Here is a 14727-nt window from a genome sequence, read left to right as displayed (position 1 = left end):
TTTTACCCCCTAAAAAGCATAGTTTTTTAGGAAAATTAATAGGCAAATATATAAAAGTGTCGGTTTTTACCTTCTTCGGGGATATCCGCCAGAAGGAGATAACCCAAACAGGGCACTTTGCTGAAAATGCAGTAAACCCATTGACGGAACTATGAAAAGGTGTTATAATATAAGCAGAAAATGATTAATATAGTTACTCTGTTTGTATATTTTGCGGAAATAGGTCTTATTTCTCAATATATGAACTTGGATTTTAGTGAGGAATAAGAAATGCAATTTGAGAAAATCGAAAAAAATAATGTAGTATGTGCGGTGTTGAATAGTGAGAAAAAGGTTTTTGAAGATACACAATCAGCACTTGACATACTTATGAGTGCAAAATATGATATAGGAACCAAGAACATTGTTATTGATAAAAGGTTAATTGTAGAAGATTTCTTTATACTTAGCACAGGTCTTGCAGGGGAGATTTTACAAAAATATATCAATTATGGTGGTCGCATAGCAATTTATGGTGATTACTCCCGCTACACAAGCAAACCGCTTAAAGATTTTATATATGAGAGTAATAAAGGGAATGATATATTTTTTGTTTCTACAAAGGAAAATGCAATTGATATGTTGACACAATAAGTTATTTTATGTGGGTAAAGCGGATACGCTTTATCCATTTTTTCTTATACACCAAAATCAATTATTCTGCGAAATCTCAACAAAAAAATTATTCCACAGAAAATAAAGTTATAGGATTTTAGGGTTGTTGTTGACTAATATTGTTTGTTGGTATAAAATACTTATATGTAGTATGAACGGAGGGGCTATTTTGGAAAAAATAAAGAAACAGGCTTCAAATTTTGTTGTTGGTGCATTTGTTATAGCAGTAGCACATATATTGGCTAAGTTTATAGGTGCGCTTTATAAAATTCCTCTTGACACATATATTTTAGGGCCAAAAGGGATGGGCGTTTATTCTCAGGCTTATATTATTTACAGTTGGCTTTTCGTTGTATCTACTGCAGGGCTTCCTGTTGCTATTTCCAAAATGGTATCGGAAGCAATAGCAAACGACGATTTTACTGAGGGAGAAAGGATATTTAAAATATCGCGTAAACTTCTTTTAGTTGTCGGAATTATTGCCTTTTTAATTCTGTTTTTCGGAGCGGGGCTGTTATCTAAAATAAACAGTTCGGGCACAAGCAAAATAGCGCTTATGTTTATGGCTCCAAGTTTGTTCTTCGTGTGCCTCTCAAGTAGTTACAGAGGGTATTATCAGGGCAGAGAAAATATGATGCCCACTGCAGTTTCAGAAGTTATAGAAGCCTTTTGCAAACTGGTCTTCGGACTTCTCTTTGCTTATTATGCTATTAAAATATACAAGGTTTATTATATAGGTGCTGCAGGTGCAATTTTAGGTGTTACAGTAGGAACTTTTTTCAGTATGATTTTTCTTATGATTTATCATAGCAAAAAAAGAGAAAAGAATTTAGTTTATACACCTTACGACGCTAAGAAAAGCAAAGAAATTTTAGCTAAACTTATAAAACTTGCAATTCCTATTACTCTGGGAGTTTCTGTTTTTACTTTAACATCGGTTATTGATGCTGCCACAGTATTAAGGCAACTTGAGGGAATCGGCTTTATGGAAGCGAAAAGGGATGAACTTTTCGGATATTTAAACAGGGCTATCACTTTGTTTAACTTTCCGCCTACAATAATTTCTGCTATTGCAATTTCTATTGTCCCTGCCATTGCTTCTAATATTGCCCTAAAAGATAACAAAAAAGCCATTTTAAATGTTAAAACTGCTCTTAAAGTAACAATTCTTATTGCTATGCCTTGTGCAGTTGGTTTAAGTGCTTTAGCAAGTCCTATTCTTGAACTTGTATACAGTGATCCGAACCATTCATTTTTACTTAATGTTATGGGTATATCTGTTTTGTTTGTTACTGTTGTGCAGGTGTCCAATGCTATACTTCAGGCGTATAATCGTCCATGGGTTCCTGTTGTTAATATGTTGATTGGCGGAATAGTTAAAATAGGCGTAAATTATGTTTTAGTATCCCGTCCCGAAATTAACATAAACGGTGCGCCTATTGGTACTCTTTTATGTTATATAACTGTTATGTCCCTTAATCTTTATCAGATAAAGAAGATAACAGGGCTTAAATTCGGAATAAAAGATTTTATAATTAAACCTTTATCTTTAGGTATTGTAACGGCAGCGGTTGCCATTTATTCATATTCTTTTATTTCCTCCTTGTGTGGAAATTTTATATCAACCCTGGGTGCAATAAGTATTGCTGCAATTATTTATGTAATATTCTTTCTTCTTATTAAAGCACTTAATAGATATGATTTGTCTATGCTTCCTAAAGGGGATAAGATAACAAAGGTGCTTGAAAGGTTTAAACTGATATAAAAGTAAATTAATGGTAATTTAGCGTATAAAACGAATAAAAAAATAAAAAAAATTTAAATTTCATAATCTTTTAGCAAAGAAAGTATTGACAAAATGAATAAAATGTTGGATAATAATGGTGTGTCTATTAGTTAATATGTCAAAATATTCTAAACTAAAGTAGGACAACCAATTTAAGCATTTAACTAAGTGTAAGTACATATATGCAAACACTTAATTAAAATATAATATTATATTAATGAAAGGGGTATACTCTTATGAACAAAACTGAATTAATCAACGCTATCGTTGAAGAAGCAAAAATCTCTAAGAAAGATGCTACAGCTGCATTAGATGCTACTATCAATGCTATTACTGAAGCTCTTAAAAAAGGCGATAAAGTTCAGTTAGTAGGCTTTGGCTCTTACGAAGTTAGAAAAAGAGCAGCAAGAAAAGGCAGAAATCCTCAGACTAAGAAGGAAATCACTATTCCTGCTACAAAGATTCCTGTATTCAAAGCTGGTAAAGCTTTAAAAGACGCTGTTAAATAATTTAGTATTAAGTTTCTTAATAGTATAAAAAAATCCGAACGATTTCGTTCGGATTTTTTTATTGTATATATTTTTTTCTTTAATAAAATTTTTACCCATTTTCTTATAAAAAAAGAATATTGACATTTACTTCCATTTATGTTACATTAAAGTTGCAAAACGCAACAAAACAAAGGAGGTTAATATGACAAAACTGATTCACTTAAGAGAAAGGATGAGAAGAAACCTCAAAGAGAGGGAGGAAATCTGCAGGGAGTGTGGGTTAAGCGCTAATCAACTAAAGTATAAACTCTATAACCCAAGAAAGTTTACTTTAGGGGAAATTGTAACAATCAAGCGAATTTTATCGCTTACAACTGACCAGACCATAAAAATTTTTGCACCATTTGTTGCAAAACGCAACTAAAGTAAGGAGGAATACATATGATTAAGATTATAAGAGATGAAAAAGAGATAAAAAAGTACATAAAGGATATATCCTGCACATTTCAACTTTATAAAAGTTCAATTAAATTTGGAATTTTGGATAAATTTGAGAATAAAGCCTTTAAGGAACTTATAGAACATATTAAATTAAATGATGATTATAAAAAGGATACATTAAAGGGGAAAATTCTTTATGAAAATATTTTAGGGGATAAAACTTTAACCGAGATTGCAGGGGAGAATATGTACAGTGTTGCTCACATATATAATCTTAAAAATAAAATTTTAAAGGAATTTGCTGCAATAACATTCGAGGTGATATTACTGTAATGAACGCTGTAAGAATAAAAAGACTTGCCAAGAAATACTTTGAAATAAATAAATATAGTAATTATATTGAAGAAGCACTCTTGGGGAAAAGTTATTATTTAGATATTTTAAAATCAAAAGGAATTGATACATCCAAAAGAAACCTTACAAAACTTAAAAAATACATAAGTATATACAAAGCAGTATTTATAAAAACCTGCCAAAGATTAGATTCTTTTGATTCATATATTGCAAAAGAAGTATATATGAAAGGAAAGAAGGTGTGCAGGGTTTCTATGGACAACTATCTTAGCGAAGCGGGAGTTTACAGAATTTTAAAAAAATTTGATTTATATTTTTATTATGATTTATTAAAATGTGCCCGTATTATAAACCCTTTAATGTGTCTTTTGAATTGTTAATAAATTTTTAATAATGCAAATACCCCTTGATTTTTAAGTATATTGTTGATACAATATTCATATAAAATTATGGTGGAGGGCGTTATGGATAAAATTAAAATTATTACAGATACTTCATCGGATATTGATATTAAAGAGGCAATAGAAAATGATATCGTTCTCATTCCTTTTTCAATCGTGATAGATTCTAAGGTGTATAAAGAGCAATATGATTTATCTAAAGAAGAATATTGGGAAGTTTTAAATAAATGCGACGAAATTCCTACAACATCGCAGGTCAGTCCGCAAGAATTTCTTGATAGTTATATAGAAAACTATAACAAGGGGTTTAATAAGTTTATTGTAGTTACAATAAACGGTACTGCAAGTGGTACGTTTAACAGTGCCAACCTTGCCGCTGGTATGTTTAATGAGCAATATCCGAATAAAGCAGAGTTTAAATTCATAGATTCAAAATGTTATACAGCACTGTACGGAGTGCCTGTTCTAATGGGTGCAAAACTTATAAAAGAAGGAAAAAGTTTTGAAGAAGTTTCTGCATTCTTGGAAAACAGAATTCACAGAATGAAAGCATATGCTTATATGACCACTCTGAAATTTGCAAAAAAAAGCGGAAGAATATCTATTCTTTCTGCTGTTGTGGGAGATGCATTGGGATTAAAGCCTATAATGAAGATATATGACCGTAAGGTTGAGGTTATGGCTAAAACCAGAGGTGAGAAAGCAGCAATATCCAAAGTTGTTGAACTTGTTAAGGAAGATGCCTTTAATGTTCAGGACGAAGATATAATTTTAGTTCACGGCTCAAACAGTGAAGAAACTTTATTAAAAATTGAAGAAGAAATTAAGAATGTTCTGAATCCGAAAAGTGTTAAAAGAATTAAACTTGGCTGTTGTATTACTACTAATACAGGTCCTGAAACCATAGGAGTTATATATTACGGAAAATAATAAAATTAAAAATTTTAAAAGCCTGAAACGAATAATGTTTCAGGCTTTAAATTTTTTAGTGATATTCTTTGCTTCGCAAATATCACTTATAAAATAAATATCACTCGCCGCAAGGCGAATAAAACTGCCGAGTGTTCATAATAACACTCGGCATTTGCTTGATTCTTTTTTTATGTCTTAAAATTTATAATTAGTATGCAACGCCTTGCCATTTCATTGCTTCATAAACTTTTAAGAAACCGGCAACATTTGCACCAACAACAAGATTGCCTTCACAACCACATTCTTTTGATGCTTCGTATGTATTTTTGAAGATATTTTTCATAATACCTTTTAATTTTAAATCAACTTCTTCAAATGACCAAGAAAGTCTTTGTGAGTTCTGGCTCATTTCAAGACCTGATGTTGCAACACCACCGGCGTTAGCCGCTTTTGCAGGGCCGAATAATACGCCGCTTGATAAGAATGTCTGAACTGCTTCTGGAGTTGAAGGCATATTTGCACCTTCACTAACTGCAAAGCATCCGTTTGCAACAAGTGCTTTTGCACCTTCTAAATCAAGTTCGTTCTGAGTAGCGCAAGGAAGTGCTATATCACATTTAACAGTCCATATTCCTTTGCAACCTTCAGTATAAACTGCGTCTTTTTTATAGTTAACATATTCAGAAATTCTTTTTCTTTCAACTTCCTTGATTTTCTTAACAAGGTCTAAATCAATTCCGTCTTTATCATATATGTAACCGTTAGAGTCAGACATTGCCACAACTTTTGCACCAAGTTCTGTCGCTTTTTCACATGCGTAAATAGCAACATTTCCTGAGCCTGAAACAACTACTGTTTTACCTTCAAAAGATTTACCTGCTGCTTTTAACATTTCGTCTGTAAAGTAGCATAGACCGTAACCTGTTGCTTCTTTTCTTGCAAGAGAGCCACCGTAAGTTAAACCTTTACCTGTAAGAACTCCTGTAAATTCGTTCTGAAGTCTTTTATACTGACCGAACATAAAGCCGATTTCTCTTGCTCCAACTCCGATATCCCCTGCAGGAACATCTGTGTCAGGGCCGATGTGTTTAGCAAGTTCAGTCATAAAACTCTGGCAGAATCTCATAATTTCATTGTCAGATTTTCCTTTAGGGTCAAAGTCAGAACCACCTTTACCTCCGCCCATAGGTAAACCTGTAAGAGAATTTTTAAATATCTGCTCAAAACCTAAGAATTTAATAACGCTTAAGTTAACAGACGGATGGAAACGAATTCCTCCTTTGTAAGGGCCGATTGCAGAGTTGTACTGAACTCTGTAACCTCTGTTAACCTGAACTTTTCCATTATCGTCAACCCAGGATACTCTGAAGATAATTGTTCTTTCAGGTTCTACTATTCTATCAATAACGCCTGTTTTTTCCATTTCAGGATTTTTGTTAACAATTGGTTCTAAAGATTCTAAAACTTCTCCAACTGCCTGTAAGAATTCAGGCTCTGTGCTGTTTTTCTTAGCAACAGAATCATAAATTCCTAAAAGATATTCATTTTTTAGATTCATAATCTACCCCTCCATTAAATTATTAATATTCATTCTAAAAAATTATACTATATTTCAATTTCTATTGCAATATTTTTATTTAAAAAACTTTAATATTGGAGATTTTATCAAATCTGTTTCCTAAATGAAAAAAATTTTTAATAAATTTGTAAAAAACTATTGATTTTTTAATTTAAAAATGGTATATTTTCAATATAAATGGTTTGAAAATGCATCAAAGTGGTGAAAAGTGGTTTTCAAAGCGAGGTGAAAATTTGTTTTACGGACAAAATAGACATGCTATTGACCCTAAAGGTCGTATAATATTTCCATCTAAATACAGAGAGGAACTTGGCGAGTATTTTTATATTACCCGTGGGCTTTCTAACTGTCTTTTTGTGTATCCGGAAAACGAATGGAAAAAGTTAGAAGAAAAACTACGCTCACTGCCTATGAGTTCTGCAGGTAACATTCAGAGGTTTTTCTTCAACAATACTGAAAAGGTGTCCTGCGATAAACAGGGAAGAGTGCTTCTTGCCTCTCATCTTAAGGACTATGCAAAGTTAAAGAAAGATATTGTTATTGCAGGTGTAAGTAACCGCCTTGAAATCTGGGATGCCGAAGAGTTTGACGGTATGAACAGTTTAGATAATATGAATGTTGAAGAAATTACTTCTCAGATGGAGATTTTAGGATTATGATGTTTGAACATAAACCTATAATGCCTACTCAATGTATAGACGGACTTAATATAAAAGAAGACGGAATATATGTAGACGCCACAGTGGGAGGCGGAGGGCATAGCCGCTTAATCGGCGAAAAATTATCTGAAAACGGTATTTTAATCGGTATAGACAGGGATAAAGAAGCATTAAAAGCCGCAGGGGAAAAACTTGAAGGGTTAAAATGCAGGGTAATTCTTGTTCATTCCAATTACAGCGAAATTAAAAATGTATTAAAAGATTTAAATATAGATAAGGTTGACGGAGTTCTTGCAGACCTTGGAGTATCCTCCTATCAACTTGATAATGAAAAACGTGGTTTTTCTTATCGTTTTGATTCCCCTCTTGATATGAGAATGAATCAGGAGTCAGGGATAAGCGCAAAAGAGGTAATAAATACATACAGTTTTTCTGACCTATATAGAATTATAAGAGATTACGGGGAAGAAAAATTTGCTAAAAACATTGCGAATAATATAGTTAAAAGAAGAGAGATAAAACCTATCGAAACAACCTTTGAACTTGTTGATATAATTAACAGTTCAATGCCTGCAAAAATTGCTCTTAAAGGGCCTCATAAAGCAAAGAGAACATTTCAGGCTATAAGAATTGAGGTTAACGAAGAACTTGCTCTTTTGGAAAACTCAGTAAAAGATTTTTTTGCTTCTCTGTCGTTAGGTGGAAGATTATGTGTTATAACCTTTCATTCATTGGAAGACAGAATTGTTAAAAATGTGTTTAACGACTATCAGAGAGGATGTATATGTCCTAAAGATTTTCCTGTATGCGTGTGTAACAATAAACCACAGGGTAAATTGATTACAAGAAAGCCGCTTACAGCAGACGAAGATGAAGTTTTATATAACTTGCGCTCAACAAGTGCAAAATTACGAATAATAGAAAAGGTGGGAGAAAATGAGGTATAACCGTACAAGTTTAGCCTATAAGGTGGACGAGTTTAACGAAGTTGACAATCTTATTAAGGAAGCTAAAAAACAAAATACCCAGAATAAGAAATCTTCTGCTTTTTTTGTGGCAATCTGTGCTTTTTATATGATAGCAATAATTGCAACACTTCTTATTAAAACTGCGACTATAAACGAGCAGAAAGCAGAACTTACTGCAATTAAAAATGAATACAGTGCGATGGTGAACAGTAATAAAAAACTTGAAGTAGACATCAATTCTCAGATAGACTTAAGAAAAGTTGAAGAAATCGCTATTGCAAAACTTAATATGAATCAGCCTAAGAAAAATCAGATTATCTATGTTTCAACCGAGCCTAAAGATTATGGAGAAGTAAAGAGCCAGAATGTAAATTCCAAAAAGGATAAAAATATCTTTGCGTCATTGATAAAGGCTTTGAACGGATATTACGAATATTCTAATTAAAGACTGACATATAATTTGTAGGGGGATGGTTTCATTCCCCTAATTGTAGTTTTATGGCAAAATAAAAAGAGGAGCAAGGGGAAATATGGCAAGTGTAAATAAAATAAAAAAAAGAATAATTATTATGTTTTCCTGTGCAATTTTTTTATTTGTTGTTCTTGTTGTAAGAATAGGATACCTTACCATAGTTAAAGGGGACGAATATAAAAAACAGGCAATAGAACAGCAGACAAGAGACCGACTTATAACGCCTAAAAGAGGAACTATTTATGACAGAAACGGTAAACCTCTGGCAGTAAGTGCATCTGTTGAAACAGTAAGTATTTCTCCTCCTACCGTAAGAAAAGCAGAAAACAGGGACGAAATAGCAGAAACTCTGGCTTTGATACTTGAAATTGATAAAGAAGAAGTAAATAAGAAAATAGATAAAAAAACATCTTACGAAATTATAAAAAAGAAAGTTGAAAAAGATGTTGCAGATAAAATAAGAGAAAAAGATTTTAGTGGAGTGTATCTTGATGAAGACACCAAAAGATACTATCCTAACGGAAATTTTGCATCTCACTTAATAGGCTTTACAGGGGTTGACAATCAGGGACTTTGGGGAATAGAAATGATTTGCGATTCTGTGCTTAAAGGTAAATCGGGAAGAATAGTTACAGCCAAAAGTGCAGACGGAAATGAAATGCCATATAAATATGAAAGATACTATAACCCTGAAGACGGAGTAAATGTAGTTCTTACCATTGACCAGACTATGCAGCACTTTTTGGAAAAACATCTTGAAACTGCAGTTATAGACAATAAAATTCAAAATGGGGCCGCAGGAATTATTATGGATATAAAAACGGGCGAAATACTTGCTATGGCAACTAAACCCGATTTTGACCTTAACAATCCTTTTACTCTTAACAGTGAAACTGTAAAAAGCGAACTTTTAACAATAACCGACGGAGAAACAAGAAGAAAAAAAGAGAGCGAAGCATTGTCAGCAATGTGGAGAAACAAAGCGGTTGTTGACAGTTACGAGCCTGGTTCTACATTTAAAATAGTAGTTTCTGCAATGGGGCTTGAAACAGGCAAAGTATCCCTTAACGATTCTTTTAACTGTAACGGTTACAGACAAGTGGGAGGATACAGAATTCACTGCTGGAAAAGAGAAGGGCATGGCACAGAAAATTTTGTAGAAGGAATAAAAAATTCATGTAACCCTGTTTTTATGGATATAGGCGAAAGAGTGGGGCATGAAGATTTCTATAAATTTTATAAAGCATTCGGTTTTACCGAAACAACAGGTATTGAGTTAAACGGAGAAACAAACGGTATATTCTTTACTCCTGAGAATTTCAATACAACAGAACTTGCAACATCATCTTTCGGTCAGGGCTTTCAGATAACTCCTCTCCAGATGATAACAGCAGTTTCAGCAGTTGCAAATAAAGGTAAGTTATTAAGACCTTTTGTTGTTAAAAAATATGTTGACGACGAGGGAAATGTTATAGAAGAATTTAAAACAGAAGTTGTGCGTCAGGTTATAAGCGAAGAAACATCCAAACTTCTTTGTCAGGTTCTTGAAAACGTTGTTGTTGACGGTGGAGGTAAAAGCGCATTTATTCAAGGGTATCATATAGCAGGAAAAACAGGAACAAGTGAAAAACAGCCAAGGGGTAACGGTAAATATATTGCTTCCTTTGTTGGTTTTGCCCCTGCAAACGACCCTCAGATAGCCTGTCTTGTAATATTAGATGAACCTGGGGGAGACCAGTATATGGGAAGTATGGTTGCTGCTCCTGTTGTTAAAAGTATTATGGAAGACACATTAAGATATCTTGGCGTTGAACCTGATTTAACCGAAGAAGAAATGATAAAAGAATACACTGTTCCGTCAGTTGTAGGTAAAAACATTGATGAAGCACGTGCAATACTTAATTCAACATCATTAAAATATAAGGTTGAAGGCAGTCAGAATGTGGTGGTAAGGCAGGTGCCTGAAGCGGGAGTTGTGGTTGCAGAATCGGCAACAGTAATACTTTATACTGAAGAAACCCCGAATGACACTACCAAAGTTGTGCCAGATGTTTTGGGCCTCACATATAACGAAGCGTATAAAAAAATAATTGAAGCAGGGTTTAATATATCCTCGCATACACTAAACGAAGAAGAAAAAACAGCACTTAAAGTTATTTCTCAAAGCCCTGAAGCAGGAAAGTTTTTTGAGCAGGGTAATATTATAACCATTAAATTTAAAGAAGAATAAATATAAAAACTATTTTGTAAAAAGGAATAAGACTATGCTACTTAAGGAACTTCTCTCAAGTATTGATTACTTGAGTTTTACAAATGAAAAAGACACCGAAATAAAAGGTATTTGCTATGATTCGCGTAAAGTTAAAAAAGGCGACTTATTTGTGTGCATAAAAGGCTATGAAAGCGACGGGCATAAATACTTTAAAAACGCAGTAGAAAGCGGTGCAGTTGCAGTAATCGGCGAAGAGGATGTTTTAACCGATGTGCCTTATATCAAAGTAAAGAATTCAAGAAAAGCATTAAGTTTTATTTCTGCAGCATTTTACGGTTATCCGTCTAAAAAAATGCAGATAATCGGAATAACAGGAACTAACGGTAAAACAACATCTACTTATCTTATAAAAAGTATTCTTGAAGGGTGTGGATATAAAGTAGGGCTTATCGGCACAAACCAGAATATGATAGGCGACAAAATTTTACCGGCAGAGAGAACAACTCCTGATTCACTTGAACTTAACCTTTTATTAAAAGAAATGGCAGACGAGAATGTCAACTATGTTGTTATGGAAGTTTCTTCACATTCTCTGTTTCTTGACAGGGTAAGCGAAATAGACTTTAAGGTGGGCGCAATATCAAATATAACACAGGACCACCTTGATTTTCATAAAACTATTAAAGAGTACGCAAAGGCAAAAAGCATTCTTTTTGAAAAATCAGAAATATCAGTTTTAAATATTGACGACAGTTACTATGAACTTATGGCAACAAAAGCAAAAGATAAAGTTGTAACATACGGAATAGAAAAAGGCGATATCAAAGCATTTGATATTTTCCTAAACAGAAACGGTGTTTCTTTTAATGTGTCAAAAGATGACGAATGTTCAAGAATTTTAGTAGGCATACCTGGGAAATTTAATGTATATAATTCTCTTCTTGCAATAAGTGTTGCAACCGCTTTAGGTGTTCCTATGCCTTTTATAAGAATGGCTCTTAAGAATCATAAAGGAGTAAAAGGAAGACTTGAAGTAGTTGATACTGATACCGACTATACAGTTATTATAGACTATGCTCACACTCCCGACGGGCTTGATAATGTTATAGATACTATAAACGAATTTAAACAGGGTAGACTTATAACATTATTCGGATGCGGAGGAGACAGGGATAATAAAAAGAGAAGTATTATGGGTAAAATCGCAACTTCAAAATCAGATTTTACAGTTATCACTTCTGACAACCCAAGAACTGAAGACCCTTATAAAATCTTAGATGATATTACAAAAGGGGTCGTGGGGGAAAATTATACAGTAATAGAAAATAGACATAAAGCGATAGAATACGCCCTAAAAATTGCAAAAGAGAATGATGTAGTGCTTCTTGCAGGAAAAGGGCATGAAACATATCAGATTCTTAGCACAGGGAAAATTCACTTTGACGAAAGAGAAATAGTACACGAAATTTTAAAAAGGGGTTAAATTCAATGCTTTTAAAAATTGATGAAATAGTTAAAGCAACAAAAGGGAAAATTATATCAAAATCATCAGATGAAGTTACAAAAATTGTAACAGATAGCAGACTCACAGATGAAAAAAGCCTTTTTGTTCCCCTTCTAGGCGAAAACTTTGACGCTCATGATTTTTTAGAGGATGTTGAGAAAAACGGTTGCAAAGCAGTGCTTACAAGCAAAGACTACAAGGGCAACCTAACCGTAATAAAGGTAGAAGACACTAAAAAAGCATTGGGAGATATAGCAAGATACTATATAAAAAAACTAAACCCTGTAAAAGTTGCAGTTACAGGAAGCGTGGGCAAAACAACTACTAAGGATATGATAGCATCTGTGCTATGTAATCTTTTTCCAACCCTTAAAACAAACGGAAACTTTAATAATGATATAGGTGTGCCTCTTACTGCTTTCAGATTGGAAGATGAAAAAGTCGCAGTTTTTGAAATGGGTATGAACCATTTTAAAGAAATAGAGTATTTATCCGAAATTGTCTGCCCTGATATTTCGGTAATAACCAATATAGGACATTCGCATATAGAAAATCTTGGCTCAAGAGAAGGCATATTAAAAGCAAAACTTGAGATATTAAAGGGAATGAATAAAGACTCCTGCATAATTTTAAACGGAGATGACGAACTTTTATATAACGCGCGTGATTTAATAAATATAAAAACTATATATTACGGAATAAACAATAAAAACTGTGATATTTTAGCAGAAGATATAATAGAAGAAGACTCAAAGGTAAAATTTAAAATAGGTGGTTTTTCGTATACCATAAATACGCCTGGCATACATAATGTTTATAATGCACTTTGTGCAATAACTGTAGGAATGCAGTTAACAGACGATAAAGAGAAAATAAAAGAAGGGCTTATGAACTTTAAGCCAGAGGGTATAAGGCAGAATATTATAAAGAAAGATAATTTTACAATTATTTCAGACTGTTATAATGCAGCCCCAAATTCAATGATTGCATCTTTAGATGTTTTAAAGAAAACTAAAGGTAAAAGAAAAATTGCAGTTTTTGGCTCGGTATTAGAACTTGGAAAATTCCGCGATGAACTTTTAGAAGAAGTGGGAAGAAAAGTAAAAGAATATGATGTAGACGAACTTATAACAGTTACTGAAGATGCTCTTTGCATAAATAAAGGTGCAAAAGATTCGGGCTTTTTATGTGAAAAAAACTTTAGAGATAATATGGAAGTTTTAAACTACCTTAAAGCCAATATCAAGGACGATGATGTAATTTTAATCAAAGGTTCAAGAAAATATAAAATGGAGGAAATAAGCGAGGGCTTATTAAAATAAAATTATGAATTTATTATTTATATCACTTGTTATTTCATTTTTTATATGTGTTATCATTTCGCCTGTGCTTATTCCTTATTTAAGAAAGTTGAAATTCGGTCAGCAGATTTTAGAAGACGGACCTAACTGGCATAAGAAAAAATCAGGCACTCCTACAATGGGTGGAATTGCATTTATTATAGCAATAGCGCTTACAATTTCTTTTATCCATCTTGATTTAAGAGGATATATTGTGTTTGCCTTTGCACTTCTTTGTGGTGTAGTAGGCTTTGTTGACGACTTTATTAAGGTTAAACTAAAAAGAAACAAAGGGTTTAGCGCAAAGCAGAAAACTCTTTGTTTAATACTGGTTATTGTAACTTTTGTGCTTTTATTAAGATATTTTAACCTAACAGATACAAAAATTTTTATACCGTTTTTTAAATTCAGTTTTGATTTATATTATTTTTACTATCCGCTTGTTATGGTGGGAATATTCTATATGGTTAACTCCGTTAACTTAACCGACGGTATTGACGGTCTTGCAACAAGCATTACCTCAACCGTTCTGGTATTTCTTACCGCTACCATGTTTATAAAAGGTATGGTAGGATTATCTTTACTTAGTGCAGCTTCATTAGGTGCGCTTATTGCATTTTTGATTTTTAATCTTCATCCTGCAAAAGTATTTATGGGGGATACAGGTTCCCTGTTCTTAGGCGCTCTTGTTACGGGAATATGCGTTTCAACAGGCGACCCGCTACTTATTGTTATTTTAGGAATTGTATATGTAATAGAATCTTTATCGGTGGTTATTCAGGTTGCAAGTTTTAAATTATTCGGTAAGAGAGTTTTTAAAATGTCTCCTATCCACCACCATTTTGAAATGTGCGGATTTTCAGAAAATAAAATTGTTGTTTTATTTTCTTTAACCACGCTTTTGTTCTGCGTTTTGGGATTTATTGGAACTATTAGTTTTTAGGATGTGGTATA

General features: G+C 33.1%; 15 protein-coding genes. 14 read left to right on the top strand and 1 reads right to left on the bottom strand.

Translation table 11 applies throughout. The annotated features are described in order from the left end of the window. Nucleotides 1-270: 270 nt before the first annotated feature. The 7 genes from IKZ35_02995 to IKZ35_02965 all read left to right on the top strand — a co-directional run bounded on the left by IKZ35_02995 (nt 271) and on the right by IKZ35_02965 (nt 5057). A complete protein-coding gene (locus IKZ35_02995) occupies nt 271-633 on the top strand; it encodes a DUF4180 domain-containing protein (protein MBR4892932.1) in 363 nt (120 codons plus the stop codon). A 190-nt stretch (nt 634-823) separates the two neighbouring features. Beyond that, nucleotides 824-2419, top strand: a complete 1596-nt coding sequence (locus IKZ35_02990) for a polysaccharide biosynthesis protein (GenBank protein ID MBR4892931.1) — start codon at nt 824-826, stop codon at nt 2417-2419. Between the two features lie 257 nt (nt 2420-2676). Further along, nucleotides 2677-2949, top strand: coding sequence for an HU family DNA-binding protein (locus IKZ35_02985; GenBank protein MBR4892930.1), 273 nt, complete (start codon nt 2677-2679; stop codon nt 2947-2949). A 184-nt stretch (nt 2950-3133) separates the two neighbouring features. Next, nucleotides 3134-3355 (top strand): hypothetical protein, encoded by a 222-nt coding sequence (locus IKZ35_02980; protein ID MBR4892929.1) that lies wholly within the window; start codon nt 3134-3136, stop codon nt 3353-3355. Between the two features lie 17 nt (nt 3356-3372). Next, nucleotides 3373-3705, top strand: a complete 333-nt coding sequence (locus IKZ35_02975) for a hypothetical protein (GenBank protein MBR4892928.1) — start codon at nt 3373-3375, stop codon at nt 3703-3705. After that, a complete protein-coding gene (locus IKZ35_02970) occupies nt 3705-4106 on the top strand; it encodes a hypothetical protein (protein MBR4892927.1) in 402 nt (133 codons plus the stop codon). The genes IKZ35_02975 and IKZ35_02970 overlap by 1 nt, the downstream gene beginning before the upstream one ends. 84 nt (nt 4107-4190) lie before the next feature. Next, entirely contained in the window at nt 4191-5057 is an 867-nt protein-coding gene (locus IKZ35_02965; GenBank protein MBR4892926.1) for a DegV family protein, read from the top strand. A 190-nt stretch (nt 5058-5247) separates the two neighbouring features. Here IKZ35_02965 and gdhA read toward each other — a convergent pair whose 3' ends face one another. Further along, complete coding sequence (gene gdhA / locus IKZ35_02960) at nt 5248-6597, bottom strand: NADP-specific glutamate dehydrogenase (protein MBR4892925.1); 1350 nt, start codon at nt 6595-6597, stop codon at nt 5248-5250. Between the two features lie 254 nt (nt 6598-6851). Between gdhA and mraZ the strand changes: the two genes are divergently transcribed. The 7 genes from mraZ (at nt 6852) to IKZ35_02925 (ending at nt 14716) form a co-directional block, all read left to right on the top strand. Then, nucleotides 6852-7277 carry a division/cell wall cluster transcriptional repressor MraZ gene (mraZ, locus tag IKZ35_02955; GenBank protein ID MBR4892924.1) on the top strand — a complete coding sequence of 142 codons (426 nt, stop codon included), beginning with the start codon at nt 6852-6854 and terminating at the stop codon, nt 7275-7277. Continuing rightward, nucleotides 7274-8224: a 16S rRNA (cytosine(1402)-N(4))-methyltransferase RsmH gene (rsmH, locus tag IKZ35_02950; GenBank protein MBR4892923.1), complete on the top strand. Its 951-nt coding sequence runs from the start codon at nt 7274-7276 to the stop codon at nt 8222-8224. The genes mraZ and rsmH overlap by 4 nt, the downstream gene beginning before the upstream one ends. Then, on the top strand, nt 8214-8690 hold the full coding sequence (locus IKZ35_02945; protein MBR4892922.1) for a cell division protein FtsL: 477 nt from the start codon (nt 8214-8216) through the stop codon (nt 8688-8690). The genes rsmH and IKZ35_02945 overlap by 11 nt, the downstream gene beginning before the upstream one ends. Nucleotides 8691-8775: 85 nt before the next feature. Beyond that, nucleotides 8776-10947, top strand: coding sequence for a PASTA domain-containing protein (locus IKZ35_02940; GenBank protein MBR4892921.1), 2172 nt, complete (start codon nt 8776-8778; stop codon nt 10945-10947). A gap of 34 nt (nt 10948-10981) precedes the next feature. Next, complete coding sequence (locus IKZ35_02935; GenBank protein ID MBR4892920.1) at nt 10982-12412, top strand: UDP-N-acetylmuramoyl-L-alanyl-D-glutamate--2,6-diaminopimelate ligase; 1431 nt, start codon at nt 10982-10984, stop codon at nt 12410-12412. A gap of 5 nt (nt 12413-12417) precedes the next feature. Further along, nucleotides 12418-13755: a UDP-N-acetylmuramoyl-tripeptide--D-alanyl-D-alanine ligase gene (locus IKZ35_02930; GenBank protein MBR4892919.1), complete on the top strand. Its 1338-nt coding sequence runs from the start codon at nt 12418-12420 to the stop codon at nt 13753-13755. Between the two features lie 4 nt (nt 13756-13759). Beyond that, complete coding sequence (locus IKZ35_02925; GenBank protein ID MBR4892918.1) at nt 13760-14716, top strand: phospho-N-acetylmuramoyl-pentapeptide-transferase; 957 nt, start codon at nt 13760-13762, stop codon at nt 14714-14716. The last annotated feature ends 11 nt before the right edge of the window (nt 14717-14727 follow it).

The sequence above is a fragment of the Clostridia bacterium genome (assembly GCA_017554615.1).
Classification (GTDB): domain Bacteria; phylum Bacillota; class Clostridia; order UMGS1840; family HGM11507; genus SIG450.
Note: the sequence above shows the minus strand (reverse complement) of the source record. Positions and strands in the feature narration are given on the sequence as shown.